This window comes from Microcoleus sp. B6-A1 (assembly GCF_036705085.1).
GTDB lineage: Bacteria > Cyanobacteriota > Cyanobacteriia > Cyanobacteriales > Microcoleaceae > Microcoleus.
Genome location: NZ_JAUBTU010000008.1, coordinates 97,761 through 123,992, shown reverse-complemented (window position 1 = coordinate 123,992; position 26,232 = coordinate 97,761). Strand labels below are relative to the sequence as shown.

Below are 26,232 nucleotides of genomic sequence, written 5' to 3'. Positions count from 1 at the left end.
CGTCCCGCCCGTCCCAAAAAGACGGGCGGGACGCCCATCCCACAATAACAATTAAAATTGTAAGTTATTTAATTCGTGATCCTAAGAAGCAGAACACGGACGGGCGGGACACCCCTCCCACAACACCAAGGCTATCAATCCTCGTTCCCAGGCTCTGCCTGGGAAGGCATATCAGCGAGGCTCTGCCTCCCGATTGCTGACATGAATTTAACAATATTTAAGATTGCCAGAAATCTGCCACATCATATCCCATTTCGGTGAGCATTTGCCGCAGCAGAGGTAAGCTCAAACCAATCACATTTGTGTGACATCCTTCGATTTTTTCCACAAAAAAGCCGCCTTTACCTTCGAGTGCAAAACAGCCTGCACAGGCGAGGGGCTCTCCGGTAGCGACGTAAGCCGCTATTTGGCGCGAGGTAACTTCCGCAAAATGAACTTTTGTAACTTGACAACGAATGATCGATCGCGACCTCGCCTCACCAAAGTCATCGAATCTAGTATCAATTAAAGCATGACCCGTATACAGTTCGCCCACCTTACCGCGCATTTTCTGCCAGCGCGAGATTGCTTCTTCCGCATCCTTGGGTTTGCCGTGAATTTCGCTATCTATGAGCAAAATTGAATCGCATCCCAAAACCAAACAAGATTTGGGATTAGGGATTTGGGGGTGAGAATTAGCCAGCAAAAACTTAGCTACAGCCTCAGCTTTTCCCTCTGCTAAAACCTGCACTAAATTAGTGGCATCCCTCATTTGTATTTGCCCTTCATCAAAGTCGCTGGGGCAAATCACAGCTTGAATTCCGGCATTTTCTAGCAGGCGACGGCGCGCTGGAGAAGCTGAAGCTAATACAAAAGTTGGAATTTTCATAAGTTAAGAAGTTCAGTTGACAGTTGACAGTTGACAGTTGACAGTTGACAGTTGTCAGTTGTCAGTTGTCAGTTAACTGTGGTGAGGTTTCCAGCGAACAGTCAACAGTCAACAGCGAACAGTCAACAGTCAACTGTCAACAATGCCCCATGCCCCATGCCCAATTCCCAATTCCCAATTCCCTAATAAACAGAGAAAGATTTAACAACTTTCTCAAAAGCTTCTTTTACCTTCGGCCAGCGTTCTTCGGTAGTGGAAACGTTAAGCGTAAAAAGTTTGCCGCGGCTGACGGCTACACTCGCTAAGTTGTGCCGTTCTTGGTTTGGCAACTTAACGGCGTATTCTAAAATGTAATAGTTTTTCGATCGCGATTCACGAGCTTCTGCATTGACTAATTCAGCTTCGCGACCCGAATCAGCCGGGGCGATCGCACTTTTGCTGAGCTTGTATCCCACATCCGTCGGCGATCCCAAATCCGCCAGAGTTTTGTCCTTCGCAACTGGACTGATTACAACGCTGACATTCTCGGTTTGCTGAATCAAATCGCGGAACACCACATCGGGCCCGTTAGAAACCGCGATCGGCAGCCAGCCGTTAGGATAGAGAAATTGATAGCCATCGCCAGTATCAACGTAGCTTTTGAGTCCGGTGACTTTAGAGACACAACCGGTCAAGGTGAGGCTGAGAACCACCAGAAGTATTGCCGCAATTCGTTTGAGCATTCTTTTTACGGATAGGGTAAAACAAAAATATTTAATTTTAATTGTCTCACCAAACCTTGCCCCTAAAAATAGTTAAGCTATGGATCGCTGTTTGTGTACCGCCAGCGATCCATAGCCATATAGTTTAATTGTTAACAAAATCATTACAGGTGAGTCAGCCAGCTAATCAGCCCGTGCTTGGTCGAAACTTCTAAAGCCAAGAGAGAAACAAAGCCAATCATGGCAAGGCGGCCGTTTAAGCGTTCTGCGTAGGGAGTGAAGCCGGTGCGGGGTTCGTCATCGATGTATACTGTCGGCTCGATCGCAAAATTGTTCATTTTGCCTTGGTCGTCCAGCATTAAGCCTCGGTTAGTCATGTTTTTTTTCCTAAATGGTTTTTAGTGTACTGTAACTAAATGTAACAGACTTGTGAAGATATGTAAAGGATTGTGAGAAATTTTTTTTAAAGATCTCGATCGGACACCAGTAAAAAAAATGCAACGCTAGGCTCTCAACCCTTATATAGTCAGTCTTTCCCTAATCTAAAATCTAAAATCTAAAATCTAAAATGGTATGACGGTGGGTAGACTCTGGGCCCCGGAGGGGGGAGGATAGAGTGGAGAGGCACAAAAGTCGATGGTGTATGGCAAATCCAGTCTGGGTTTGACGAAAATTGTGGAACGGAGGAAAAATTTATGCGGGCCAGTCTGGAAATGCGGTGGTTTTATAGCGGTGCACTGCCAAAATCAATCAATCAATGGTTTGGAAGCGAGAGTCTCGGCACGTATCTTTCGCCTCCCGAAGAGCGGGAAGACATATATTTGCTAGTACCAAGCTGCGACTACTTAGGAGTGAAGCTGCGTGGGAAAACCTTGGAGGTAAAGTGGCGTCAGGGAGAGTTGGGGACAATGCCGTTCGGCAACCGCTGGGAAGGCAAAGCCGAAAAGTGGCTGAAGTGGGTTTGTGCGGACACGATGGCGCCGATACCGGCGGATATTTTGGCGACAGGAAAGTGGGTGGGAGTCAAGAAAAAGCGAGCGCAGCGTCTTTACCACGTTTCGGAGTCGGGTGCGGTAATGTCAGTGCCAGTAGAAGCCCCCATTCCTCAAGGTTGCACCGTGGAACTTACTCAGTTGAACATTAACGGCAGCGCGTGGTGGACTTTGGGATTTGAAGCATTTGGCAGCGAAAGTTCTTTGACAGAAAACCTGCAAACAGTAGCTAGTTGGACTAGCAAGAGTTATCAGGCGCAAAAGTTAAAAGCTGAGGATTCATCTGCTTATCCGGTTTGGCTGGCTAGCAAGTAATATCAAACCCGGCTTTAATAATACCTCCTGTATTTTTTAGTCGCCCTCTGCTGGGACGAGAGTTTGTGTAGATGCGGTTTCAAGAGTCTGATGGAAGGGGTTTCTAACTATAGCGCGAGCGGTCTTCGCGAGGGGGGCGCTCGCACTGCACTCGAAAAATTACAGCAGATTTCAGGTAAATGAAGAACAAAGAAACCTGTTTGGAGTAGGGGCAATGCCAAGAGAACCCTCCCTGATTCAGGATTTCAGTTCAAAACTCAAAACTATTCCCCCTCTCTCCGATTCTCCTCCTCTTTCATTTTCCCCACTCTGCCAGCACTTCTGAGAATTTGACAAGCCAAAATCGCCGCCCCAAACCCATTATCAATATTCACCACACCCACACCAGCCGCACAAGAATTGAGCATAGTTAAAAGAGGAGCAATCCCGCCAAAACTCGCGCCGTAACCTACACTCGTCGGCACAGCAATCACCGGACAATCTGCCAAACCCGCAACCACACTCGCCAAAGCACCTTCCATACCCGCAACCGCAATCAACACATCAGCATCAGCAATCACGTGCCGGTTGCTCAGCAAGCGGTGAATGCCGGCAACTCCGACATCCCACAAACGTCGCACCTGAAAACCGCAAAGTTCCGCAGTAATTGCCGCCTCTTCCGCTACAGGTAAATCCGCCGTTCCCGCACTGATAATAGTCACAGTACCCGGATGCTGCGGAGTTGGGGAATTAGGAGAAATTGCACAAATTCGAGCCTTTTGGTAGTAGCACAAATCGGGTATTTTGTGTTGCAATTGCTCGAAAACTTCCGGTTCGATTCGTGTCGCCATCACCGCAGAATTTCGCCCGCGCATCGCCTCGATAATTTCAACAATTTGGTCGGGCGTTTTCCCTGGGCCCCAAATTACTTCAGGAAAACCCGTTCTTAAAGTGCGGTGGTGGTCAATTTTGGCAAAATCGCCGACTTGTTCAAAGTCAAAATGCTTTAATTTATCCAAAGCTGCGATCGGACTCACATCGCCTGCGGCCACTGATTCGAGTAACTGCTGTAAAATTTTAGGTTCCATAAACTAATAACTAATGACTGCTAACTAATGACTAATGACTAATGACTAATGACTAATGACTAATGACTGCTGACTAATGACTAATGACTAATGACTGCTGACTGCTGACTATTCTGTTATTTTCAGCTCGTACAAATTCCAGAAAGCACCGCCGAGGGCACTGTAGCGAATTCCCGAAACGCGATCGCGCACCGCCTCAAAAGTCAGCGGATTGACCATATAAACAAAAGGAACTTGTTCCGCTATAATCCGCTGCGTTTCTCCATAAAGCTCCTTGCGCTTCGCCTCATCAAGCTCCTGGGAAGCCTTCACATAAAGGTCATCGATTTTCTGCTCCCAGTCGTACACTTCCCAACCTTTAATCGGGGGTTCTCCGGATTGCGGGCCCTGGTTGAAACTGTGCAAAGTGCCATTGACTGACCAAATATTGTAGCCGCTGTGCGGTTCAGTACCTCCCGTAAAACCGCCGAGGTAAGTATCCCAATTCCGCGTCAATCGCAGCTTTTCCACATAAGTGTTAAAACTCAGGAACTGCGTATCAATTTGCATCCCCAGTTTGCCCAAGTCTTGCTTAATTTGCGTTCCCATTTGTTCCCGAACTTTTTTACCTGCCGCCATCAACAAAGTAAATCGTACCTTGTTGCCTTCAGCATCCAACAATTCGTCGTTACTATTATACTTGAAACCAGCGCTTAACAGTAACTCTTTGGCTTTTTGTAGATCGTAACTGTAAGTTTTCAATCCCTGTTCTGGGGACAGGTAGAACGGGCTTTGGGCCGGAATTGGGGAATGTAGCGGCGCGCCCAGTCCGCGATAAATATTGTTAGTCATCGCCTCGCGGTTGATGCCGTAGGCGATCGCCTGCCGAAATTCCTTACTAGCAAACCAGCGAGACTTAACCGGGTCTACAAACGGCTGATTTTGAGCATTGCGCCCCTTATTCAGATTGAAACACATAAACACGCTGCCAGTATCCGGGCCGCCGTTAAAGACCGTATATTTGCCGCGTTTTTCCTCCCGTTTCAGCAGCGGAAACACTTCCGGCTCCACATTCAGAGTATCCAAATCGCCCGATCGAAAATTCAGCAGTTGATTGTCAGTATTTTCGATAATTTGCCAAACAATTTGCTGGATGTAAGGTTGAGGATTTCCCTCAGCATCTTGGCGCCAAAAATAGGGATTTCGTTCCAAAACCACGCGCTGATTGGGAGTGTAGCTCAGCATTCGATATTGACCATTTCCAACAATTTTTTTAGGATCAGTATCCGTGCCCCAAGTAGTCAGGTATTTAGGGTTGCCGTCTGCATCTGTATTTTCGACAGCTTCCTGTAAAATATGAGCTGGTAAAATCGGGATTCCCCCAGCATATCTAATAAAAGGAGCAAAGGGTTCTGCAACGGAAAATTCAACGCGGCGACTGTCGAGTTTTTTGACTTTTGGAAATTGGTCGCTGATGCCAACCCTCAGAATATCTTTCAAACCGCTAGGAATTTTGTCATTGAAATAAATCTTTTCATAGCTGAAGATAATGTCATCAGTAGTCAGAGGCTGGCCGTCCGACCATTTCAATCCCTCTCGCAGGGTAAAGACAATCTTTTTGCCATCTTTAGAAACTTCCCACGACTCAGCTAAACCAGGTTCTAACTCCGATGTCAAGCCATTTTCGTTGATCAGTCCCTCGTACATATAGCCAAAAACGCTGTATGCAGATTGATTTAGGGGGTAGTTAAAGGTAGCTGGGCCGCTGGGGGTGGGAACGATGAGTCTGTTTACTAAGTTCGATCGGGCGGGACTACAAGCAGAGAGACTGACGGCTGCAATTACAGCCAGCAGAACAGCCAGCCAGCGGCGCTTTGAATGTAAAATAGGGAAAATTTTCATAATAATTTACTGTACCACCTGCGTGCAATTATGACTGAGATTGTAGCCAGCCTAGAAAGTTTTTAGTGACAGAGAAATACTTTGTAATCCCCGCCTCTCGCAAAACATCTTGAACTTCCGGTAGACCAAATTCTTTGACGTTACCGCTGAGAAATACTTTGGTTTCTGTAGAATGCGATCGTGCATGACTGAGGATACAGTGTAGAATCAAATTGTCGGTTGGATCTTTTTCGATCAAAGTTTCGTTTAAGCTTGATTCGACAATCTCTGGATTTAATGCAATCATTTCTGAATTTCGCGACATCAGACTTATCGCTTCCCGCAAGCGTGATTTAATTTCACCTACTCGATAGCGATAGGAAATCAATGATTCTTCTAGGTAAAGAGATAGAGATGCGGCGTGTTCAGATGTCACATCTCGCTTTCTTTCGCTAACTTGACGAGTTAGCTGTTCCTTAAAATAGTTTTGTCGCTTCAACTCATCCTCTAAAGCTGACAAAGCCTCCATGTAACAAATGCTTGGTATTACCAACTTAACTGATGAGGACAAATCCCTGAGCAACATAATTGCTTCAGCCTCACGCCCTGTAGTAATACTCATCAGAAAGTTGGTCTCGATATATATAATTGCCACCTAGTTCCACTCCTGATTTTGTTGTTCCACCTGCAAGTAACGGCAGCAAACCGATGGCTGCTATCTGTTCTGATGCTGGCGGACTTTCTGATTTCCAGTTATAATCTAAGTCATGCAGCCACGATTCAATCAGCCCCTCAATGGTATCTTCAAATATCCATTTACTGCCAAAACTCGGCATATAATAGCGACATATTTCACCAGTATTGAGAGTGCAAACAGGCTCCGATAAATTCACACCATCCCATTTGAAAATCAAAATTTGTTCCGCGTCAACAAACATAGCATAGGGAACGATCGCGTTGTTTTCAGACAGCTTAGCTAACACAGCTTTCAGCCAATTGAGCGCGCGATCGACAATTTTCTGTTTTGCGTCTGCTTCTTGAGCTTGAATAATTTTAACCTCGATTAGCACGACTATGCGATCGTCCTTATCCAACGCGATGACATCCGCGTCTACAGGAAATTGTAATTCCCAGGTGTCAGTGTCCATGATTTCAGGCTTCCTAGCGATTTTGGATTAAAGTATTGACTCCACTATCAATTTTAGATTGTAGAGTTCTATTTTTTGCCCAGCAAAACTACAGCATAGGCTGCGATTCCTTCTTCTCTCCCTACAGGCCCTAATTTTTCGTTTGTAGTAGCTTTGATGCCGATTTGGTCAGGTTTTAATTGTAGGACAGTAGAAAGCCGATCGCGCATTTGCTGAATATGCGGTTTCAGCTTTGGACGTTCCGCCACCACCACCGAATCAATATTGCCGATTTCCCAGCCTTTATCTAATATTAACTGATTGACTTGTGCCAGCAATACGAGACTATCAGCACCTTTCCATTTCGGGTCAGTTGGCGGGAAATACAGCCCGATATCTCCTAAGCTGAGAGCTCCGAGCATAGCGTCCATGATAGCGTGGGTAAGTACGTCGGCGTCGCTGTGGCCGAGTAATCCTAATTCGTGGGGAATATTGACACCGCCTAGGATGAGAGGGCGATCGGGAACTAAGCAGTGAATGTCGTAGCCATTGCCGATGCGGATGTTCATGTAAAAGGAAGGTTTGGTAAGTATAGTAGAAGACAATTATTTCATATTTTTAGGGAGATAAGTGAATTTATTTTTTAATGCCGATCCGAGTGTTAAAGATTTTTTTTGCTGCTTTCCTCAACAGTTATGGCAATCCTAAAGCTGTTGGAGGGAGGGGAGAAAAGGGTTAATGCTGGAAACGCTAGAAAATTATGGGGACTTCTCGATCGCTCTCCTGAACTCAAAGACTTACAAACGCGAATCCAAAATTTATTAGGCTCTTAAATATACGGGATTTACGCATCAAGACCAAAGAAACCGGGTTTTTTACCAAATCTGTGGACTACAACGAAGTATTACCGCAAAAACCCGGTTTCTGACCAGGAATTTCAAAGGTGGTACCCGCCACGTGATTTATCCGTGGAATCAATCCCAAATCGAAAATCGAAAATCCTCAAGAAAGAGCATTTATCTCGCGCAAGTCAATCGAAAATCGAAAATCGAAAATCTAAAATCGATTGACCACTCGTGCGATCGCCCTTTCTCCTATTCTTCCCTCTCCTGCAACCACCGATCGTACAAATCCAGCCGGCGCGATCGAGTTCTTTCAATTTGCTGTTGCTTGCGCCAGCGAGCAATTTCTGCGTGATTACCAGACAGCAACACATCGGGCACCTTCAATCCCCGAAAATCCGCCGGTCGAGTGTACTGCGGATAATCCAAAAGTCCGTCTTCAAAACTCTCAAACTTCAGCGAATCTTCCTTCGCCACAGTTCCCCGCAGCAATCGCAAAACCCCATTAATCAAAGCCAAAGCCGGAATTTCGCCCCCCGTGAGCACAAAATCCCCCAAAGACACCTCGCGAGTCACCAAATGCAGGACTCGATCGTCCACACCTTCATAATGACCGCAAATCAATACCAACTGATCGCGATCGGCCGCCAACTCCCGAAACATCGCTTGCTGCATCGGTTCCCCCTGGGGAGTAAGCAAAATCACCTCCCGCCTCGGCAAAATCGGCAGCGACTCCACCGCAGCAAAAATCGGTTCCGGTTTCATCAGCATCCCCACTCCGCCCCCGTAAGGCTCATCATCGACTCGCTGGTGCTTGTCTGTGGTAAAATCGCGGGGATTGACAAAATTCACCTCAGCAATCTTTTTAGCTAAGGCTTTGCCCATCAGTCCCGACTCTAGGGGAGCCCGGAAAAATTCTGGAAATAGGGTAACAACGTCAAATCGCACAATTATTGGAATTTCATTGATACATCATCTCTAGTTTGACCTTTAGAGGGAGTTCAGTTTTCAGTAATTGCTTTATTCTTTATAATTTCTTATAATTTCTGAGAATTTTTGCAAGTTAAATTCTCTTCCTTTGTCGGCGGGCCGGTTTTGTACAACAATAATCAGTTTTTCATGACAGCGACTGCAAGTAAACTCGCCCCCAAACAACTGCGGGATAGTGCGCTCGGCGATCGCACCTCACTCGCACCAACAAATATTTCTTCTTAAAAAGCCCTATTCTACGCACAGCCACGGCAAAATTGAATTTCACATCCAACAGAGGAAGACACACCATGCAGCAGTTGACATCTCAAGCCCTTGAACACAATATTCCCCAGCGCACAAAAACCTCGATTATGGTCATCGGGGGAGCCGAAGACAAAGTTCACGGGCGAGAGATTTTGAACACCTTTTTTTGCCGTGCTGGGGGTCCAAACGCTCGGCTGGCGATCGTTCCCTGCGCTTCGCGAGATCCCGAAGGAATTAGCAACCGCTACCGCACAATATTTGACGAAATGGGCGTTAGCGCAGTCAAAGTAGTGGACATCCGCGAACGCGAACAAGGCGAAAACCCCGTCTGGAAAGATTACTTAGAAGACTGTACGGGCGTATTCATCACAGGCGGCGACCAACTGCGGCTCTGTGGGCTGCTGGCGGACACCCCGCTGATGGAGAAAATTCGCAAAGAAACCCTCGAAGGCAAGATTACCCTCGCTGGCACCAGCGCGGGTGCTGCGGTGATGGGATATCACATGATTGCAGGCGGCGGGAGTGGCGCGTCGCCGAACCGCTCTTTAGTAGACATGGCAAACGGACTTAACATTATTCCTGAGATCATCGTAGATCAGCATTTTCACAACCGCAACCGCATGGCTCGCTTGCTGTCGGCTGTGGCTTGCCATCCCGATCGCCTCGCTATTGGTATTGACGAAGACACCTGCGCCTTGTTTGAGGGAGACGATACTATGAAAATTCTCGGTAAAGGCACTGTGACTATTGTTGATTCTAGGGAAAATTTTTATACCAATGAGTCTATGGTAGGAGCGACAGAACCCTTAAGTCTGTTCAATATGCGCTTGCACGTCCTGTGTCACGGAGATTGCTACAATATGCCCCTAGGCAAACCAATGCCATCGGGAGCGTGTTCCGAGTCTGGCTGGCCCCCCGAATGCCGCACAGCCAACTAACGTAGAACATCTCTTGTCATTGATTCGGCAGAAATTAGGCGGCATTCCGGCCGAATCATGGATACCACAATAGAATAGATTCCGAAGCAGCCACGGTCTGACCCCAGGAGGCCGAACCACAGAAAATTCTAGCTTCGAGCTTTGAGTTTTTGCTAGCCATGAACCTGTACTTGTTTTTAGCCGATCGCAGGGGCATGAATTTTCAATTGGGTAGCCCATAACTGGAAATTCACTCCCAAACTGTTCGTAGCGAACAGTCTATCGAGCAATCTAGATCGAAATTGAATAAATGCTCCAATTATCTATAAGATTTCGCGCCCCATACCCCTCTAACTGCCATGAAAATACTTAAAATCCAGACCTTACGCGGCCCCAACTACTGGAGCATCCGACGCCAGAAACTCGTCCTGATGCGTCTGGATTTAGAGGAGTGGGCAGATAAAACCACAGCGGAAATTCCTGGCTTCTATGAAGGGTTGATCGCCACACTTCCGAGTTTGAACGACCATCACTGTTCTCCAGGCCATCAGGGAGGATTCCTGCAACGGGTCAGAGAAGGCACAATGATGGGACACGTAATCGAACACGTCGCCCTAGAACTTCAGGAAATGGCAGGAATGCCGGTCGGGTTCGGCCGTACCCGCGAGACTGCGACCCCAGGTATTTACCAAGTAGTAATCGAGTATCAAAACGAACAAGCCGGTCGCTATGCAGCGCGGGCGGGCGTGCGGATGTGCCAAAGTATTGCCGATACAGGCACTTATCCAGCAGCAGAATTAGTCCAAGATTTGAGAGACCTGAGAGAGTTTGCTGCGTCGGCGGCCCTGGGGCCGAGCACGGAAACACTGATTAAGGAAGCAGAAGCGCGGGGCATTCCTTGGATACCTTTGAGCGCCCGGTTTATGATTCAACTCGGCTACGGGGTTCACCAAAAGCGGATTCAGGCAACTCTGAGCAACCGGACGGGAGTTTTGGGAGTAGAACTTGCCTGTGACAAGGAAGGTACTAAAAATATCCTCGCCAGCGCCGGCGTACCGGTTCCCAGAGGAACGGTGATTCATTATTTGGATGAACTGCGCGGGGCGATAGAAGATGTCGGCGGTTATCCGATCGTCCTCAAACCCCTAGACGGCAACCACGGCCGCGGCATTACGATCGACATCAATTCCTGGGAAGCAGCAGAAGAAGCCTACGACTTAGCCAGCGCCGCATCAAAAACAAAAAGCGTCATTGTCGAGCGCTATTACGTCGGCCGTGACCACAGAGTATTGGTAGTCAACGGGCAAGTCATAGCAGTCGCAGAACGAGTCCCCGCTAACGTCGTGGGCGACGGCAAGTCTACAGTAGAACAGCTTATTGAAGAAGTAAACCGCGACCCGCAGCGAGGAGACGGACACGACAACGTGCTCACCCGGATCACGATCGACAAATTGTCCCTGGATTTGCTGCAAAAACAAGGATACGCAATGGACTCCGTAGTGCCCGCCGGCGAAAGAGTATTTTTGCGCGCGACAGCAAACTTGAGTACCGGTGGAATTGCAGTCGATCGCACCGACGAAATCCACCCAGAAAACGTCTGGCTGTTTTCCAGAGTCGCCAAAATTATCGGTTTGGACATCGCCGGCATTGACGTAGTAACTCCCGACATCTCCAAACCCCTGCGCGATGTCAACGGCGTCATCGTCGAAGTCAACGCAGCACCGGGTTTCAGAATGCACGTCGCCCCAAGTCAAGGTTTGCCCCGCAACGTCGCCGGCGCCGTCTTCGATATGCTGTTCCCCTCACCTCAACCCAGCCGGGTGCCGATTTTAGCGGTAACGGGAACCAACGGCAAAACTACAACCACTCGCCTGCTAGCCCACATTGTTAAGCAGACCGGTCAGATTACCGGATACACGACTACCGACGGCACTTACATCGGCGATTATTTGGTCGAAAGCGGAGACAATACCGGGCCGCAGAGTGCTCAATTGATTTTGTCTGACCCCACGGTAGAAGTGGCGGTGCTGGAAACGGCTAGAGGCGGAATTTTGCGATCGGGCCTCGGCTTCGATCAGTGCGATGTCGGCGTCGTCTTGAACGTCGCAGCCGATCACTTGGGCATTGGCGACATCGACACCGTGGAACAACTGGCCAAACTCAAAAGCGTCCTCGTCGAGTCGGTAATGCCCAAAGGCTATGCAGTTTTGAATGCAGACGACCCGTTAGTATCACAAATGGCGCAGCGTGTCAAGGCTCAAATTGCATATTTTTCGATGAACCCGGATAACGAACTGGTTGCAAAACATACCGCTGCGGGCGGGCTGGCAGCGATTTACGAAAATGGGTATTTGTCGATATTGAAAGGCGATTGGACGCTGCGAATTGAGCAGGCTGTGAACGTGCCGCTGACGATGGGCGGGCGCGCGCCGTTTATGATTGCTAATGCTTTAGCAGCTTGTTTGGCGGCTTTTGCCCAAGGATTGAAAATAGAAGATATTCGATCGGCTTTGTCAAGCTTTCAAGCATCCGTCGGCCAAACTCCCGGTAGGATGAACCTGTTTAATTTGGGCAGCTATCACGCTTTACTCGACTACGCCCACAACCCCCACAGCTACAAAGCTTTGGGCAGTTTCGTGCTGAATTGGCAGGGACAGCGGATCGGGGTAGTCGGCGCGCCCGGAGACCGGCGAGATGAAGATTTTGTCACGCTGGGCAAACTTTCGGCCGAGATGTTCGATCGTATTATTGTCAAAGAAGATATTGACAGGCGCGGCCGAGAACCCGGTGTTGTGGCAAAGTTAATTTGCCAGGGAATTGCCGAGGCGATTTCTGCCGGAACCGCAAACAAATCTCAAGTTGAATACGAGTTGATTCTCGACGAAACAACAGCCGTTAACAAGGCTTTAGACGAGGCGCCGGCCGGCAGTTTGGTGGTGATTTTACCTGAAGGTGTCAACAAAGCTTTGAGTTTAATTGAAGCGCGGAAACCGATTAAGGAATCTGTGGAAGTTCAAAATGGTTTAGATCGATCGAAGTCACAGGAAAGTTTAAAACCGACTGTGGTGAATCAAGGTTAAACTCTTAAGTCTCATTTAATTAATAGGTTGGGTTACTTGTGTTAGACCCAACCTATTAATTTTAAAATTGTTAGTCATTTCCGTTTGATTTGGACTTGTATGATGTTAAATTTTGTAGGGGCGGGTTCACCTACAATAATTGCCCATAATTTACAATCTCATAAACCCGCCCCCGCGTGCGTCGAGGACTATAGAATCAGGAAAAAGCAAGCAACAGGGTTGAAACATGAATGAGGCCGATCGCACGCGAGTCGAAACATTCATCACGCGCTGGGCAGGTTCTAGCGGTAACGAACGGGCAAACTACCAGTTGTTTTTTGCGGAAATGTGCGATGCGCTTGGGGTCGATCGCCCTTGTGATAAAGGCAGAATTCCCAACGATCCCTACTGCTTTGACAAAGATGTCAAGATTTTTCACCCCAGCGGCAAAGTAACTCCGGGGTTTATTGACTTTTACAAAGCCGAGCATTTTTTAATCGAGGCAAAACAGGGCGGAACGACAAGTAACAAGGGAACAGCAAAGCGGGGAACTAATAGCTATTTGCGAGAGATGGAAAAAGCGTTTGTGCAAGCAGTTGCTTATACGCGAAATTTGCCCAGCAAACCGCCTTTTTTGTTAACTTGCGATATTGGCGATCATTTTGAATTATGGATGGGTTTTAGCGGCGATTATGGCGGCTATGGGGCGAGGCGAGAAATCGGGCTAATTGAGTTGCAGAAAGCCGATGTTTTCGATTTGTTTGTCGATATTTTTAGCAATCCGCAGCAGCGCAATCCAGAGAAGATTGCGGCGCGGGTGACGCGGGAAGTGGCGGCGGATTTGGCAGAGTTGGCGAAGCGGATGGAGGCGAATGTCGATCCGCAGCAAGTCGCCCAGTTTTTGATGCGCTGTATTTTCACCATGTTTGCCGAGGATGTGGGGTTGCTGAAGGAACATTTGTTTACGCAGGCGCTGGAAACGCGATGGATTCTCAATCCGAAGACTTTTAAGCCGGAGGTAGAGGCGCTGTGGGAGGCGATGAATGAGGGGACGAGTTTTGGCTTTCATGGCAAACTGTTGCGGTTTAATGGGGGATTGTTTGCCGAGTCGCAGGCGTTTGCGCTGACAAAGGCGCAGTTGGAAGTGTTGTTGCAGGCGGCGAAGCGGGATTGGTGCAATGTGGAACCGGCGATTTTTGGGACATTGTTGGAAAGGGCGCTGGATTCGAGGGAACGTAGTAAGTTGGGGGCTCATTATACGCCGCGATCGTATGTGGAAAGGTTGGTAAAGCCTGTGGTGATGGAACCTTTGGGCGATCGCTGGATTGCGGTACAAGCGGAGGTTAAACAGTTGCTCAACGCGGGGGAATCGGAACCGACTGCAAATCAAAGGAAAAAGGCGAGCTCAGTTTTAGAGGCATTTCTGACGGAGTTACAACAGGTGAAGATTCTCGATCCGGCCTGCGGATCGGGAAATTTCCTGTATGTGACGTTGGATTTGTTGAAGGGCTTGGAATCGGAGGTGTTGCGGCGCTTGGAGGATGTCACAGGGGCGGCGCAGTTGCGGTTAGATATTGCACAAGTCAATCCCAGTCAGTTTTTGGGAATTGAGATTAATCCTAGGGCTGCGGCGATCGCAGATTTGGTGATTTGGATTGGCTATTTGCAGTGGCATTTTCGGCGGTTTGGCGATATTCCCCCGATCGAACCCGTGTTGCGGGAGTACAACAATATTGAATGCCGGGATGCGGTGTTGGCCTATGAGGGGATAGAACCGGATGTGGATGCGGCGGGGAAGGTGCGGACAAGGTGGGGTGGGCGGATGATGAAAAGTCCGGTGACGGGAGAAGATATTCCCGATCCGACAGATAAAGTCACGATTTATCGCTATTTGAATGCAAGGGCGGCCGAGTGGCAGGAAGCGGATTATATTGTGTCGAATCCGCCGTTTATTGGGAATCGTAAAATGCGCGAAATTTTGGGAGATGGGTATGTAGAAACATTGAGAAAAGTTTATAAAGATGTACCGGATACAGTTGATTTTGTGATGTACTGGTGGCACAAAGCAGCAGAGGTAGTACGTGCTAGAAATGTTAACATATTTGGGTTTATCACAACAAATAGTATTCGTCAGGTTTGGCAAAAAAAAGTTATAGATTTTCACTTGTTAAATCCGAAAAATCCACTTCGGTTAATTTATGCCATTCCCGATCACCCTTGGACTGATGATGGCGCACAGGTCAGAATTTCTATGACGGTCTGTCAACTTAGTAATTATGACACATCTAGACTAATTAAATTGGGGTTCGTAATTCGTGAATCTGAAGCAGAAAAACCAGAAGATTCCGCCGGAGAAATTAAAATAGAGTGGAAAAATGCAGGAAAAATATTTAGCAATCTTCAAGCTGGAACTGATGTTTCTAGTGCGGTTTCTCTCAATGGTAATCAGAAGTTAGGTTGTCTTGGGGTAAAACTTCATGGTATGGGTTTTTGTTTGACAGAAGCAGAAGCAAAGAACTTGGAGACAGAAGTAATTCACCCTTATCTAAATGGTCGTGACTTGCTACAATTTTCAAGAAAAGCATTAGTCATAGATCTATTTGGACTAACAGAAAATGAAGTTTGTGCTCGTTATCCGAATGTCTACCAATGGATTTATGAGCGTGTCAGACCAGAGCGTGAAAAGAACAATCGTCCAGCCTATCGCGAAAAATGGTGGATTTTCGCCGAACCGCGTTCAAGTTTCCGCCCTGCTCTAAAAACGATATCTCGTTATATAGGTAGTACGCAAACCAGTAAGCATCGTGTGTTCACTTTTATTGATACTAAAGTTATTCCCGATCAGAAAATTCTTGCGATCGCTTTAGATGATGCTTATTTCTTGGGAGTTCTTTCTAGTCAAATTCATGTTAAATGGGCATTAGTATGTGGCGGGCAGCTTGGTCCGACCCCTGTTTATGTCCAAACTACTTGCTTCGATCGCTTCCCCTTCCCAACTCCAACCGACACCCAAAAACAAACCATCCGAGAACTCGGAGAACGCCTCGACAGCCACCGCAAACGAGTCCAAGCCAGTCACCCCGAAGTCACCATCACCGGGATGTACAACCTCCTCGAAAAACTCCGCAAAGGCGAACCCCTCGACGACAAAGACAAAGCCTTCAACCAAAAAGCCTTAGTCTCCACCCTCAAACAAATCCACGACGAACTGGATGCCGCCGTCTTTGCCACCTATGGTTGGGAACCCACCCTCACCGACGACCAAATCCTGGAAAACCTCGTCACCCTCAATGCCCAACGCGCCGAAGAAGAACGCAACGGACACATTCGCTGGCTGCGTCCCGACTACCAAGCCCCAGGCGAAACCTACGTGCAACCATCCCTTGCAGGCATCACCACCGAAACGGAAACCCCGATCGCCCCCACGGAACAACAACCCTTCCCCAAAACCCTCAAAGAGCAACTTTGGGCCATCCGCGACTTATTCCGCACCCAAAGCGGCGAATGGACAGCCGCCCAAGTCACCGCCCATTTCAAAGCAGCCAGCCGCAAAAAAAAAGTCATTCTCGACTGTTTAGAAAGCCTCGAAGATCTGGGGATTTTGCTCAGTCATACTGAAGGTGGCGTGCAATATTGGTATCTCCCAACCTGATGGAATTGCAAAAACTTGTAGCTTACGCTAGGGGGTTTGAAGGCGATCGCCCTTACCGGAAAACTGGGTTTAAAGCCCCGTCCTTCGCTTGACGGCTTTTCCTCTTTAAGTTTATCAATCCAGTCTTCTACAAGTTGGGTCATTGTTTTTTCTTTCTGTTTGGCAATTCTCCGCAACTTCTCTAGCCGACTCACGACAATGCGAATACTTAATCTTTCTCTGACCATTTGGCTACCCAATTGCTACCTATTATGTTATCATAGTTAGCATGAAAACATTGAAGTTCAAGCTATATCAAAGCAACCAAAATAAACACCTCAAGCGAAGTATCAATGCTGCCGGAGTGATTTATAACCATTGCATTGCACTTCACAAACGGTACTACCGGATGTGGGGTAAGCACTTGAATTGCAGCAAACTTCAAAGTCATATCGCCAAACTCAGAAAGCGTAAAGCATTCTGGCAACAGGTTGGATCTCAGGCTGTACAGGATATCTGTCAACGCATTGAGAAAGCCTATCAACTGTTCTTTAAGCATCACAAGAAAGGAGTTAGACCTCCCGGATTCAAGAAAGTTCGCAGATACAAATCGTTCACTCTCAAGCAAGCTGGCTACAAATTATTAGGCGGCAATCGAATTAAGATTGGGAATCGCGTTTATCAGTATTGGAATTCCAGAGAGATAGAAGGGAATGTTAAGACGTTAACCATTAAACGCACGACATTAGGAGAGCTATTTATGGTTGTGGTCGTTGACAGCGTTGAAGAACCTGAAACCAAAGTCGAGACGAGTAGAATCGCTGGCGCAAGATTTCGGCTTGAAAACGTTTCTCACCTGCTCAGATGGAACAAAAATCGAATCACCGCAATTCCTGAAACAGTCCCTTAACGCTATTAAGAAAGCAAATCGTCAGCATTCCCAAAAACGGAAAGGCTCAGCGAACCGAGAAAGAGCAAGACTTAATCTAGTTCGCAAACATGAAGCCGTAGTGAATCGTCGCTCTGATTGGTTCTGGAAATTGGCTCACGAACTAACTGATAAGTTCGACGTGCTGTGCTTTGAGACGTTGAATCTAAAAGGAATGCAACGACTTTGGGGACGTAAAATTTCAGACATTGCATTCGGCGAATTTCTCCAAATTCTCGAATGGGTTGCCAAAAAGAAAGGAAAAGAAGTAGTTTTCATCGACCGTTGGTATCCATCTAGTAAGACTTGCTCGCATTGTGGACAGGTTCTGAAAGAGTTGGATTTGTCAGTTCGTGAATGGCGCTGTCCGTCCTGTCAAAGGGTGAACGACAGAGACGAGAACGCGGCGATAAATATTTGTGTGGTTGGGGCATCAACCGCTAAGTTAGGTGATGTTAGACAGGCTATGCCTGCAATTGCTGTCTGAGCTTAGAATCCCTTCGCCTTTAGGCAGGGGAGTATGTCAAAATTGTTATAGTATTTGATTCTCAACAAACCCGATGACCATCAAACCGATTCGGTGGGTTGGCGCTACCCGTGAAGAAATCCAATCTCTTCCTGACGATGCCCGAAAAGAAGCTGGTTTTGCACTTTGGACACTTCAGCAGGGCATACAACCATCAGACTTTAAACCCATGTCGATCGTAGGCAAAGGCGTTGAAGAAATTCGGATTCGGACAGAAGATGCCTATCGGGTATTTTATATTGCTAGATTTGAAGAAGCTATTTACGTTCTTCATGCTTTCCAAAATAAAACTCAGAAGACAGCCAAGAAAAATATCGAAATTGGACAGAAACGCTACCAACAGTTGTTACAAAATCGTTTAAATTCAAGAGAACCAGAACCATGAGTGAAAATACTATTACCCCAGCAACCGATAATATCTTTCTCGATCTGGGATTTTCAGCAGAAGAAGCTGATAACTTACTAATCAGATCGCAACTCATGCTCGCCCTGCTTCATCAGATTAAACATCACCGTTGGACGATCGACCAAACTGCTCAACATCTCAAACAGTCAAACGACCAAATCAAAGCTCTAACTCAAGGTAAAATTGGGGAATTCTCGGTTGATACTCTGATCGCAATGCTAAACCAAGTAGGCATGACTGTCAAAATCGAAATTTGTCCCAAGGTAGCTTAGAGCGAGATTAGAGACATCGGTAAGTTTGGCTTTGCGCTTGTTATCATGAGCTTATCCAGCAAGAGGTTATCTAATGCTAGAAAACACCATCCTAGAAACCCTGGTCAAGTTGCCAGATTCCCTGAAACAGGAAGTTTTGCACTATGTAGAATTCTTGGCCGCAAAATATGCAAATAATGAGGTTGCCGTAAATCCTCCTCAAAAGAAACGTCAAGCCGGGATGATGAAAGGCACGTTTGTCTTACCGCTTGCTGATGATTTTGATGCACCATTAGAGGATTTCCAGGAGTATATGGAATGAGTGCATTGCTCCTCGATACTCACACTTTTATTTGGTTTTCAGAAAATGCTCCTAACCTATCAGTTACCTTGAAGGAGCAGATTGAATCCGCCGATATAGTCTATTTGAGTATTGCCAGTCTTTGGGAAATTGCCATCAAAATCAGCATTGGTAAATTGACACTGCAAGCAGACTATGCAGACATCGAACCTCAGTTACCTGCTGCTGGCATCTTATTACTGCCAATTTCCTTTGGGGATACTGTACAGGTTCGCAGCCTACCATTCCACCATCGCGATCCATTCGATCGAATTTTAATTGCCCAATCCATTAATCATGCTTTAGTTTTAGTCAGCCGTGATGAAGTGTTTGATGCTTATGCTGTTCAAAGACTATGGTTATAAACTAGATTATTATCGCCAATGGCATTGACCCGATCGAGCGTAAAAGAGTAAAATAAATTCTAGAGTTAGGCTCAAAAATTTTCCATGCCTCCCGAAGAAATCCTCCTACAATACTGGCGCGAACTTGCCCCCGCCGATCGCGCAAAAGTCCTTCAGTTTACTCAAGCTCTAGCGCTCAAATCTTCACCTGAATTTACCCCCAAAACACAACTCGGTCAAACCTTGTGGAAACTTCGCCAACGGGCGATCGCCAACGGTATGAAACTTCTCAATGAAGTGGAGTTAGAGCAAGAAATTGCCGATCGTCGAGGTGGCTACGGTGTCTGGTAAACTAACTTATCTGGATCTCTATTCCATTTGCAAATACTCCAAAACCAGCAACCGCAAATAGTCTAGCATTCGGATATAAGACCGCATTTGAAGATAGCCCGATCGCGTCTCATCATAAAACTGAGCAATCGCAGAACGATCGAACACCCTGAGCTGATGTAACTCTGCGATCGCTTGCTCGCGATTCTCAACCTCTGCGCGCTCCTCAATCTGACTAGCATAACCGCGAATACTTACTGTTACTAACTCAAGCTCCTCCAGAAAAGAAAAATCTTCCTCGGAACCAAGATACCTCTGAGATATCTCTTTGCGCTCTGATTTAGTGTTTTGATAGTCAACCCTCAACTGTGCCAAAAGTTGCACAATAATATCTTGTTGAATCGCTAATTTGTTCTGAACTTGTGCCATATCGCTATTCCTCATTAATGCCATAAGTCACGATTTTCTCAACACCATACTGGTCAGGTCGCACAATTAAAAACTCATAGCCCTTTCGGTAAACAGCGGCTCCATCCTGCCGATATCCCGTGCGAGGAACTCTTACAGCACCTCTGGTGTTGAAGTTGTGTGCTTTACGCAAATATTTGAGTGGATCAAATCCTTTTCTTTGTGAATAGTCTAACACACTTTGGGCCACAGTTCGATAAGTTCCTCTATCCCATTCAGACAGATATTGCTGTAGTTCGATAACTTCAGTGTTGGAATAGTCTTCAAACAGTCGATCTAAATAAGGATCTACAGATGATTCGTCTGGCATTATCACTCTCATTTCAGAGGATATTATTGATTATAGCTTTATTGGAAAAAGATCGATCGCCTTTTATATCAAATCCACTCTTCATCGGAATGATTCATCTCTCTCATCTCTTCCTCTGTGTTCTCTGCGTACTCTGTGGTTAAATCATTCCGATCCAATCAGAATTGGTATTACCCCTTAACAATCGCCCACTGAGTCACCGGCGCAAGCGGTTTCCAACCCTGAAAAGAACCGATCGCCCCAACTCGCTGAATCCCAATTCTAATTAGTTCCCCGCCATAACGATCGTGCCATTGCAAAACTTTAAACTCGCTCTCAACTGTCACCGCATTAACAACTAATCGGCCGCCTTCACCTAAAGCATTCCAGCAAGTTTCCAGCACAGCTTCTGCGGTGACACCGCCGCCGATGAAAATAGCATTCGGTTGAGGCAAATTTGTCAGGGCTTCTGGCGCTTCTCCCGCGACAATTTGGAGTTCGGGAACGCCGAAAGTCGAGGCATTTTCGGCGATGTATTGCAGTCGAGTTGGGTGGCGTTCGATCGCGATCGCCCTGCACCGAGGATGACTCCGCATCCATTCGATCGCGATCGAGCCGCAGCCCGCACCCACATCCCAAAGCAACTCACCCGGAATCGGTGCTAACGTTGACAGAGTAACGGCTCGAACCTCCCGCTTGGTAAGTTGTCCGTCGTGGCGATAAGCAGCATCCGGCAAACCCGCAGTTCGGGGGAGGATAAGAGTTTGTCGATCGGCTGCAACTGCGATCGCGATCGTGTTCAAATCCGCCAAATCCGCTGCATTCCAGGCTGTTGCTACCCCCTCGATCCGCCGTTCCGCTCCCGACCCCATCCGCTCGAACACGGTCATCAAACTGCTGCCAAACCCCTGCTGTGTTAACATTGTCGCCACAAGACCAGGGGTGTGCCTGTCAGCACTCAACACCAGCAGGCGCGCGCCAGGGGACAAAGCAAGGGCGATCGATGCGATCGGGCGATTTGTCAAACTGAAAGTCTCAACATCCGCCAGCGGCCAACCCAAACGGGCGCAAGCAAGACTAAAAGCCGATGCTGCGGGAATCACAGTCATTTCCGAAATGGGAATCTGGCGCGACAGTGTTACCCCAATTCCGTGACACATCGGATCGCCGCTTGCGATCACGCACACAGACTGTCCCCGGCGACGGAGGATTTGATCGACTGTTGCTTGTAGCGGCGAAGCCCAAAGCAATTGTTCGCGGGTGTCGTCGCTTGGTAGCATTGCGAGGTGACGGGCACCACCAACAACGATTTGAGATCGATCGAGTAGGGTACGGGCGATCGCACTCAATCCCGATAATCCGTCTTCGCCAATCCCCACCACCGAAAGCCATTTGTGCATTGCGCCCTTACTGCTAATTACTACTTATCGATTCTAAAGAATAATATCGGATTTCCATTCATAATTCTTTCTTCTACTTGTTTCATTCCGAGTCTTTCTGCGACTTTTTGCGACTCAATGTTTGGGCGATCGCAACTTGCGACAAGATAGTTAAAGCCAAGTTCATCAAAACCATAATCCAATATTTTGGTTGATGCTTCAGTAGCGTAACCTTTTTTAAGTGCTTTCGGCAGCAGTGCGTAAACTAACTGGGGCTGTGCTTCTTCAAAAAAATACCACAAACCAACAAATCCAATAGTTTCTCGATCGCTCTTAGTTTCGATAAACCACAAACCGAATTGCTTGTCTGCAAACAGCTTTTTGTTTTCGGCAAGCATTTCTTCAACCTTTTGTAGCGACCAGATTTCGCCGTCGCACAGATATCTCCTCACATAGGAATCAGTGAAAATTTTGTGGAGCGTGTTGAGATCGCTCTCCACAATCGGTTTCAAAACTAATCTCTCTGTTTTAAGTATCATGTCGGTTATTTTTTTAGGATAACTTCCCTATATTATTCGATGTTTTTGTGCATCTATTATATTACCATTTGCTGACCGTAATGTTATACTTAGCGATTCTACTTTACAATACCTCTTGCATAAATTTTTGATATGTAAACCACAGATTTAAGGCAGATGAAACACAAAGTAACGCAGATATTTTTAATAAATCTGAGTGAATGAATGCTATTTTATCTGCTGTGAAATCACAAATTTATTCCGAGATACTTTAGCGCAGTCTTCCCACTGTGAAAAAATAATAGCATTTTATTTATCTCTGTGCCACTTTTCTCGGTGGCATACAAAGCTAGAGCGCTAGGCGCACTGGTTCATAAAGTTATAGATACAAAAAAAACCCATATTAAATATGAATAACAAACAGAAGGAATTTATCGGGTTCGGCTGCGTAACTGCGATCGTCCTGTTATTCGGATTCATAGGTATTACGGTATGGGAGTTTAGAGAATTTCTAGGTATATATAATCCCCCTTGCCTTAACTACAATTCTTGGGAAGTAGAGCCTTTAATTGTGGGTCAAACGACTAAGCTAAAAATCGGGAGTACCGACGCCGCTTCAGGGTGTATTCCAGGAGATTCTACGCAGTCCGAGAAACAGTGGGTGTGGTCGTCCGATTATGAAGAAGTCGTCAAAGTTTCCCCAGATGGAACTGTGACGGGTATTGCGCCGGGAAAGTTTGCCGTGTTTGCCAAAAAAGGTGGAGAAACACTCTCTATGTCCGGTATTGTTTACCCGCCTGATTGGACACTTCGGATTCTACCAGAAGTTGCAACCGTCCGCGTGGGCGATCGTATTACCTTTAAAATGATTCTCTCGGATTCAAAGGGGAGATTGCTTCCGCCAGTGACTCATTTCCGATTTTCGACTCCCTACTATCAGCAACCGATACCTGGTGCACCCAGCAAATCTCCCAATCCGGAGCCGTTGCTCGCTCAAACGCAATCAGCGGGGACATTTCAAGCGCTGCGACCTGGAACTGTTACTATTACTGGGGCAATGGGCGATCGCACTAGCGAAGCCAAATTAACTATTAAATAAAAAACAAAAATCCTTCCATTCCTAGGAATCTCCGGCCGCGAATCATTTGAACTGTTGCTGCTTATCCGCTGCTGGTATATGCCTTAGCTTATGTACAACTATGCTTAGACCCTGCGAGCATCCCGCACAGCAAAGTTTCTATATCTCGCTTCGTACTCTCACAGCCAACACTCCTCTAAAACCCAAATTGGGATGCTCCCCATGTTACCGGACTAGATATCACAATAAGTCTCTAAAAAATATATTTTCCCAAACAAAAAGCGCCCCTATTTCTAGGAGCGCTTTTTGTTAATCAAAAACTAAAACTTAGCCATTGATAGAAGGAGCTACCATTGCTACTGGAGTGACTTCACTAGCAGCCAAGTCAAGCGGGAAGTTGTGAGCATTGCGCTCGTGCATTACTTCCATACCCAAGTTAGCGCGGTTGATCACATCAGCCCAAGTATTGATGACACGACCTTGCGAGTCGATAATCGATTGGTTGAAGTTGAAACCGTTCAAGTTGAAAGCCATCGTGGAGATACCCAAAGCGGTAAACCAGATGCCTACTACTGGCCATGCACCTAACAAGAAGTGCAAAGAACGGCTGTTGTTGAAAGAAGCGTATTGGAAAATCAAACGACCGAAGTAGCCGTGGGCTGCAACGATGTTGTAGGTTTCTTCTTCTTGACCGAATTTGTAACCGTAGTTTTGCGATTCGGTTTCGGTTGTTTCACGAACCAAGGAAGAGGTAACTAAAGAACCGTGCATGGCGGAGAACAAGCTACCACCGAAGACACCAGCAACTCCCAACATGTGGAACGGGTGCATCAGGATGTTGTGCTCAGCTTGGAACACGATCATGAAGTTGAATGTACCGGAGATACCCAAAGGCATACCGTCAGAGAACGAACCTTGTCCAATTGGGTAGATCAAGAATACTGCGGTTGCTGCTGCAACTGGTGCAGAGTAAGCGACGCAGATCCAAGGACGCATACCTAAGCGGTAGGACAATTCCCATTCACGACCCATGTAGCAAAATACACCGATCAGGAAGTGGAAAATTACCAATTGGTAAGGGCCGCCGTTGTACAACCACTCGTCTAAGGAAGCTGCTTCCCAGATTGGGTAGAAGTGCAAGCCTATAGCATTAGATGAAGGAACAACAGCACCTGTGATGATGTTGTTACCGTACATTAAGGAACCTGCTACTGGTTCACGGATGCCGTCGATGTCCACTGGAGGAGCAGCGATGAAGGCGATGATGTAGCAGATGGTGGCGCTGAGCAAGGTAGGAATCATCAAGACTCCGAACCAACCGATGTAAATCCGGTTGTCGGTTGATGTGACCCACTCACAAAAGCGTTCCCAGACGTTGGCGCTTTCGCGCTGCTGTAAGGTTGTTGTCATTTGTTTATGATTGCTTTATTTGGTTTTCAATGTTCGTGACGGCTTTGTGTTCCGCCATGTAAATAAACATAAAGCTTTTATTTCAGTTTGTAAAGGCCTTTTAAGCACAGTTTTTGTTATGAAGGTCATAAGCTTCGCTGATAATAAGCCAGAATGCTTGCTGTATGGGGTTTTAAAAAGCAGAGTGCGGATTTTTTGGACGATCGCCCACCAATGAAGAATACTCATAATCTACCGAGGCAACGAGATTCGGGACGGGCGTCAGTGTTAAGATAGATGAAGGGTTGCGATCGCAAACCGCAAAACTCCCATTGACATATATATGTTGTTGCACAAGTCCGATCGATAATTATCCCAAGGAATGTCTCGCACCGTCACCTACAGCCCTGCTTATACTCTGGTTCCCACTTACGAGTGTTTTAACCGCTGCACCTATTGCAATTTTCGGGCAGAACCCCTGCAAAGTCCTTGGCTGACACTCGCACAAGCCGAAAAACAGCTCAAGTTCCTGCAAACTCAAGGTGTAATTGAAATTCTCATCCTCAGCGGCGAGGTACATCCTCAAAGTAAACGGCGAAAAGCTTGGTTGCAGCGGATTTACGATTTGTGCGAACTGGCACTTGCTCTGGGATTTTTGCCGCATACTAATGTGGGGCCGCTCAGCTTTGAGGAGATGGCACTGTTAAAAGAGGTAAATGTATCGATGGGGCTGATGCTAGAACAGCTTGCCCCACATTTATTACAAACGGTTCACCGACACGCACCGAGTAAAGTGCCGGCGCTGCGACTGCAACAGTTAGAATGGGCTGGGGAATTGAAGATTCCGTTTACAACTGGTTTGCTGCTGGGAATTGGGGAAAGTGAGGCAGATTGGATTGAGACATTAGAGGCGATCGCCCGGATTCATTTGCCCTACAATCACATTCAAGAAGTTATCCTACAGCCACACAGTCCGGGAAATCAGCAAAGTTGGGAGGGTGAAGTTTTTGATGCTACAAAAATGCCCGAAGTAATTGCGATCGCCCGCAGCATCTTACCTGATGAAATCAGGCTACAAATTCCCCCCAATTTAGTTGCACAGCCAGACATATTACTTGCTTGTTTAGAAGCAGGTGCTAGAGATTTAGGAGGAATCGGGCCACGGGATGAAGTTAATCCCGATTATCCTCACCTGCAACACCAAACTTTAACAGAAATTTTAGCAGCATCGGGATGGCAACTTGTGCAGCGTTTGCCTGTTTATCCTCAGTATGATAAGTGGCTGCCCCAGACATTGCAAACTGCTGTTCAACAATGGAGAGTCAATCGATTTTAGATTTTAGATTTTAGATTTTAGATTGAAGAATTGAG

General features: G+C 46.9%; 28 protein-coding genes. 14 read left to right on the top strand and 14 right to left on the bottom strand.

Annotated elements, in window-relative coordinates; translation table 11 throughout:
• Positions 1-217: 217 nt before the first annotated feature.
• From QUB11_RS04875 to QUB11_RS04865, 3 genes are all read right to left on the bottom strand, one after another.
• Positions 218-868 carry a nucleoside triphosphate pyrophosphatase gene (locus tag QUB11_RS04875; RefSeq protein WP_333206787.1) on the bottom strand — a complete coding sequence of 217 codons (651 nt, stop codon included), beginning with the start codon at positions 866-868 and terminating at the stop codon, positions 218-220.
• Positions 869-1,050: 182 nt separating this feature from the next.
• Positions 1,051-1,590 (bottom strand): photosystem II reaction center PsbP, encoded by a 540-nt coding sequence (gene psbP, locus QUB11_RS04870; protein WP_333057481.1) that lies wholly within the window; start codon positions 1,588-1,590, stop codon positions 1,051-1,053.
• Positions 1,591-1,733: 143 nt separating this feature from the next.
• On the bottom strand, positions 1,734-1,946 hold the full coding sequence (locus QUB11_RS04865) for a chlorophyll a/b-binding protein (RefSeq protein WP_193973911.1): 213 nt from the start codon (positions 1,944-1,946) through the stop codon (positions 1,734-1,736).
• Positions 1,947-2,264: 318 nt separating this feature from the next.
• On the opposite strand from QUB11_RS04865, the gene QUB11_RS04860 reads away from it, so the two are divergent.
• Positions 2,265-2,876 carry a hypothetical protein gene (locus QUB11_RS04860; RefSeq protein ID WP_333057483.1) on the top strand — a complete coding sequence of 204 codons (612 nt, stop codon included), beginning with the start codon at positions 2,265-2,267 and terminating at the stop codon, positions 2,874-2,876.
• 263 nt (positions 2,877-3,139) lie between these two features.
• Here the strand turns inward: QUB11_RS04860 and larB are convergent, their stop codons facing one another.
• The 6 genes from larB to trmD form a co-directional block, all read right to left on the bottom strand.
• Complete coding sequence (larB, locus tag QUB11_RS04855; protein WP_333206788.1) at positions 3,140-3,943, bottom strand: nickel pincer cofactor biosynthesis protein LarB; 804 nt, start codon at positions 3,941-3,943, stop codon at positions 3,140-3,142.
• Positions 3,944-4,051: 108 nt separating this feature from the next.
• Positions 4,052-5,824, bottom strand: coding sequence for an ABC transporter substrate-binding protein (locus tag QUB11_RS04850; protein ID WP_333206789.1), 1,773 nt, complete (start codon positions 5,822-5,824; stop codon positions 4,052-4,054).
• Positions 5,825-5,852: 28 nt separating this feature from the next.
• Complete coding sequence (locus QUB11_RS04845; protein WP_333206790.1) at positions 5,853-6,425, bottom strand: PIN domain-containing protein; 573 nt, start codon at positions 6,423-6,425, stop codon at positions 5,853-5,855.
• On the bottom strand, positions 6,403-6,951 hold the full coding sequence (locus QUB11_RS04840) for a hypothetical protein (RefSeq protein ID WP_333206791.1): 549 nt from the start codon (positions 6,949-6,951) through the stop codon (positions 6,403-6,405). Before QUB11_RS04840 ends, QUB11_RS04845 begins: the two co-directional genes overlap by 23 nt.
• Before the next feature lie 68 nt (positions 6,952-7,019).
• On the bottom strand, positions 7,020-7,499 hold the full coding sequence (ispF, locus tag QUB11_RS04835; RefSeq protein WP_333206810.1) for a 2-C-methyl-D-erythritol 2,4-cyclodiphosphate synthase: 480 nt from the start codon (positions 7,497-7,499) through the stop codon (positions 7,020-7,022).
• A gap of 525 nt (positions 7,500-8,024) precedes the next feature.
• A complete protein-coding gene (trmD, locus tag QUB11_RS04830; RefSeq protein WP_333206793.1) occupies positions 8,025-8,720 on the bottom strand; it encodes a tRNA (guanosine(37)-N1)-methyltransferase TrmD in 696 nt (231 codons plus the stop codon).
• Between the two features lie 108 nt (positions 8,721-8,828).
• On the opposite strand from trmD, the gene QUB11_RS04825 reads away from it, so the two are divergent.
• The 11 genes from QUB11_RS04825 (at position 8,829) to QUB11_RS04775 (ending at position 19,761) form a co-directional block, all read left to right on the top strand.
• Positions 8,829-8,987, top strand: a complete 159-nt coding sequence (locus tag QUB11_RS04825) for a hypothetical protein (RefSeq protein ID WP_333206794.1) — start codon at positions 8,829-8,831, stop codon at positions 8,985-8,987.
• 65 nt (positions 8,988-9,052) lie between these two features.
• Positions 9,053-9,946, top strand: coding sequence for a cyanophycinase (locus QUB11_RS04820; RefSeq protein WP_333206795.1), 894 nt, complete (start codon positions 9,053-9,055; stop codon positions 9,944-9,946).
• A gap of 338 nt (positions 9,947-10,284) precedes the next feature.
• Positions 10,285-13,005 carry a cyanophycin synthetase gene (gene cphA / locus QUB11_RS04815; protein WP_333206796.1) on the top strand — a complete coding sequence of 907 codons (2,721 nt, stop codon included), beginning with the start codon at positions 10,285-10,287 and terminating at the stop codon, positions 13,003-13,005.
• Between the two features lie 226 nt (positions 13,006-13,231).
• A complete protein-coding gene (locus QUB11_RS04810; protein ID WP_333206797.1) occupies positions 13,232-16,636 on the top strand; it encodes a DNA methyltransferase in 3,405 nt (1,134 codons plus the stop codon).
• A gap of 268 nt (positions 16,637-16,904) precedes the next feature.
• Entirely contained in the window at positions 16,905-17,525 is a 621-nt protein-coding gene (locus tag QUB11_RS04805) for a transposase (protein ID WP_333206799.1), read from the top strand.
• Complete coding sequence (locus tag QUB11_RS04800) at positions 17,455-18,030, top strand: RNA-guided endonuclease TnpB family protein (protein WP_333206800.1); 576 nt, start codon at positions 17,455-17,457, stop codon at positions 18,028-18,030. Before QUB11_RS04805 ends, QUB11_RS04800 begins: the two co-directional genes overlap by 71 nt.
• A gap of 73 nt (positions 18,031-18,103) precedes the next feature.
• Positions 18,104-18,454, top strand: coding sequence for a type II toxin-antitoxin system RelE/ParE family toxin (locus QUB11_RS04795; protein ID WP_333206801.1), 351 nt, complete (start codon positions 18,104-18,106; stop codon positions 18,452-18,454).
• The gene (locus QUB11_RS04790) at positions 18,451-18,747 is read left to right on the top strand and encodes an XRE family transcriptional regulator (RefSeq protein ID WP_333206802.1); all 297 of its coding nucleotides are present in this window, start codon (positions 18,451-18,453) and stop codon (positions 18,745-18,747) included. Before QUB11_RS04795 ends, QUB11_RS04790 begins: the two co-directional genes overlap by 4 nt.
• Positions 18,748-18,820: 73 nt before the next feature.
• Complete coding sequence (gene vapB / locus QUB11_RS04785; RefSeq protein WP_333206803.1) at positions 18,821-19,048, top strand: type II toxin-antitoxin system VapB family antitoxin; 228 nt, start codon at positions 18,821-18,823, stop codon at positions 19,046-19,048.
• Positions 19,045-19,431 carry a type II toxin-antitoxin system VapC family toxin gene (locus tag QUB11_RS04780; protein WP_333206804.1) on the top strand — a complete coding sequence of 129 codons (387 nt, stop codon included), beginning with the start codon at positions 19,045-19,047 and terminating at the stop codon, positions 19,429-19,431. Before vapB ends, QUB11_RS04780 begins: the two co-directional genes overlap by 4 nt.
• Positions 19,432-19,515: 84 nt before the next feature.
• Positions 19,516-19,761, top strand: coding sequence for a hypothetical protein (locus QUB11_RS04775; protein WP_190657256.1), 246 nt, complete (start codon positions 19,516-19,518; stop codon positions 19,759-19,761).
• An 18-nt stretch (positions 19,762-19,779) separates the two neighbouring features.
• Here the strand turns inward: QUB11_RS04775 and QUB11_RS04770 are convergent, their stop codons facing one another.
• The 4 genes from QUB11_RS04770 to QUB11_RS04755 all read right to left on the bottom strand — a co-directional run bounded on the left by QUB11_RS04770 (position 19,780) and on the right by QUB11_RS04755 (position 22,415).
• Entirely contained in the window at positions 19,780-20,169 is a 390-nt protein-coding gene (locus QUB11_RS04770) for a hypothetical protein (RefSeq protein ID WP_333206805.1), read from the bottom strand.
• Between the two features lie 4 nt (positions 20,170-20,173).
• Positions 20,174-20,518, bottom strand: coding sequence for a hypothetical protein (locus QUB11_RS04765; protein ID WP_333206806.1), 345 nt, complete (start codon positions 20,516-20,518; stop codon positions 20,174-20,176).
• A 170-nt stretch (positions 20,519-20,688) separates the two neighbouring features.
• Positions 20,689-21,897 carry a precorrin-6y C5,15-methyltransferase (decarboxylating) subunit CbiE gene (gene cbiE, locus QUB11_RS04760; RefSeq protein ID WP_333206807.1) on the bottom strand — a complete coding sequence of 403 codons (1,209 nt, stop codon included), beginning with the start codon at positions 21,895-21,897 and terminating at the stop codon, positions 20,689-20,691.
• Positions 21,898-21,917: 20 nt separating this feature from the next.
• Positions 21,918-22,415 carry a GNAT family N-acetyltransferase gene (locus QUB11_RS04755; protein ID WP_333206808.1) on the bottom strand — a complete coding sequence of 166 codons (498 nt, stop codon included), beginning with the start codon at positions 22,413-22,415 and terminating at the stop codon, positions 21,918-21,920.
• Positions 22,416-22,803: 388 nt separating this feature from the next.
• On the opposite strand from QUB11_RS04755, the gene QUB11_RS04750 reads away from it, so the two are divergent.
• Positions 22,804-23,493: an Ig-like domain-containing protein gene (locus tag QUB11_RS04750; protein WP_333206809.1), complete on the top strand. Its 690-nt coding sequence runs from the start codon at positions 22,804-22,806 to the stop codon at positions 23,491-23,493.
• A gap of 306 nt (positions 23,494-23,799) precedes the next feature.
• Here the strand turns inward: QUB11_RS04750 and psbA are convergent, their stop codons facing one another.
• Entirely contained in the window at positions 23,800-24,882 is a 1,083-nt protein-coding gene (psbA, locus tag QUB11_RS04745) for a photosystem II q(b) protein (protein ID WP_333198860.1), read from the bottom strand.
• 361 nt (positions 24,883-25,243) lie between these two features.
• Between psbA and cofG the strand changes: the two genes are divergently transcribed.
• A complete protein-coding gene (cofG, locus tag QUB11_RS04740; protein ID WP_333206756.1) occupies positions 25,244-26,197 on the top strand; it encodes a 7,8-didemethyl-8-hydroxy-5-deazariboflavin synthase subunit CofG in 954 nt (317 codons plus the stop codon).
• The last annotated feature ends 35 nt before the right edge of the window (positions 26,198-26,232 follow it).

Excerpts from the sequence above, each read along its gene's own strand:
- QUB11_RS04875 (WP_333206787.1), bottom strand. The coding sequence starts at position 868 with ATGAAAATTCCAACTTTTGTATTAGCTTCAGCTTCTCCAGCGCGCCGT.
- psbP (WP_333057481.1), bottom strand. The coding sequence starts at position 1,590 with ATGCTCAAACGAATTGCGGCAATACTTCTGGTGGTTCTCAGCCTCACC.
- QUB11_RS04865 (WP_193973911.1), bottom strand. The coding sequence starts at position 1,946 with ATGACTAACCGAGGCTTAATGCTGGACGACCAAGGCAAAATGAACAAT.
- QUB11_RS04860 (WP_333057483.1), top strand. The coding sequence starts at position 2,265 with ATGCGGGCCAGTCTGGAAATGCGGTGGTTTTATAGCGGTGCACTGCCA.
- larB (WP_333206788.1), bottom strand. The coding sequence starts at position 3,943 with ATGGAACCTAAAATTTTACAGCAGTTACTCGAATCAGTGGCCGCAGGC.
- QUB11_RS04850 (WP_333206789.1), bottom strand. The coding sequence starts at position 5,824 with ATGAAAATTTTCCCTATTTTACATTCAAAGCGCCGCTGGCTGGCTGTT.
- QUB11_RS04845 (WP_333206790.1), bottom strand. The coding sequence starts at position 6,425 with ATGAGTATTACTACAGGGCGTGAGGCTGAAGCAATTATGTTGCTCAGG.
- QUB11_RS04840 (WP_333206791.1), bottom strand. The coding sequence starts at position 6,951 with ATGGACACTGACACCTGGGAATTACAATTTCCTGTAGACGCGGATGTC.
- ispF (WP_333206810.1), bottom strand. The coding sequence starts at position 7,499 with ATGAACATCCGCATCGGCAATGGCTACGACATTCACTGCTTAGTTCCC.
- QUB11_RS04820 (WP_333206795.1), top strand. The coding sequence starts at position 9,053 with ATGCAGCAGTTGACATCTCAAGCCCTTGAACACAATATTCCCCAGCGC.
- cphA (WP_333206796.1), top strand. The coding sequence starts at position 10,285 with ATGAAAATACTTAAAATCCAGACCTTACGCGGCCCCAACTACTGGAGC.
- QUB11_RS04810 (WP_333206797.1), top strand. The coding sequence starts at position 13,232 with ATGAATGAGGCCGATCGCACGCGAGTCGAAACATTCATCACGCGCTGG.
- QUB11_RS04805 (WP_333206799.1), top strand. The coding sequence starts at position 16,905 with ATGAAAACATTGAAGTTCAAGCTATATCAAAGCAACCAAAATAAACAC.
- QUB11_RS04795 (WP_333206801.1), top strand. The coding sequence starts at position 18,104 with ATGACCATCAAACCGATTCGGTGGGTTGGCGCTACCCGTGAAGAAATC.
- QUB11_RS04790 (WP_333206802.1), top strand. The coding sequence starts at position 18,451 with ATGAGTGAAAATACTATTACCCCAGCAACCGATAATATCTTTCTCGAT.
- vapB (WP_333206803.1), top strand. The coding sequence starts at position 18,821 with ATGCTAGAAAACACCATCCTAGAAACCCTGGTCAAGTTGCCAGATTCC.
- QUB11_RS04780 (WP_333206804.1), top strand. The coding sequence starts at position 19,045 with ATGAGTGCATTGCTCCTCGATACTCACACTTTTATTTGGTTTTCAGAA.
- QUB11_RS04775 (WP_190657256.1), top strand. The coding sequence starts at position 19,516 with ATGCCTCCCGAAGAAATCCTCCTACAATACTGGCGCGAACTTGCCCCC.
- QUB11_RS04770 (WP_333206805.1), bottom strand. The coding sequence starts at position 20,169 with ATGGCACAAGTTCAGAACAAATTAGCGATTCAACAAGATATTATTGTG.
- QUB11_RS04765 (WP_333206806.1), bottom strand. The coding sequence starts at position 20,518 with ATGCCAGACGAATCATCTGTAGATCCTTATTTAGATCGACTGTTTGAA.
- cbiE (WP_333206807.1), bottom strand. The coding sequence starts at position 21,897 with ATGCACAAATGGCTTTCGGTGGTGGGGATTGGCGAAGACGGATTATCG.
- QUB11_RS04755 (WP_333206808.1), bottom strand. The coding sequence starts at position 22,415 with ATGATACTTAAAACAGAGAGATTAGTTTTGAAACCGATTGTGGAGAGC.
- QUB11_RS04750 (WP_333206809.1), top strand. The coding sequence starts at position 22,804 with ATGAATAACAAACAGAAGGAATTTATCGGGTTCGGCTGCGTAACTGCG.
- psbA (WP_333198860.1), bottom strand. The coding sequence starts at position 24,882 with ATGACAACAACCTTACAGCAGCGCGAAAGCGCCAACGTCTGGGAACGC.
- cofG (WP_333206756.1), top strand. The coding sequence starts at position 25,244 with ATGTCTCGCACCGTCACCTACAGCCCTGCTTATACTCTGGTTCCCACT.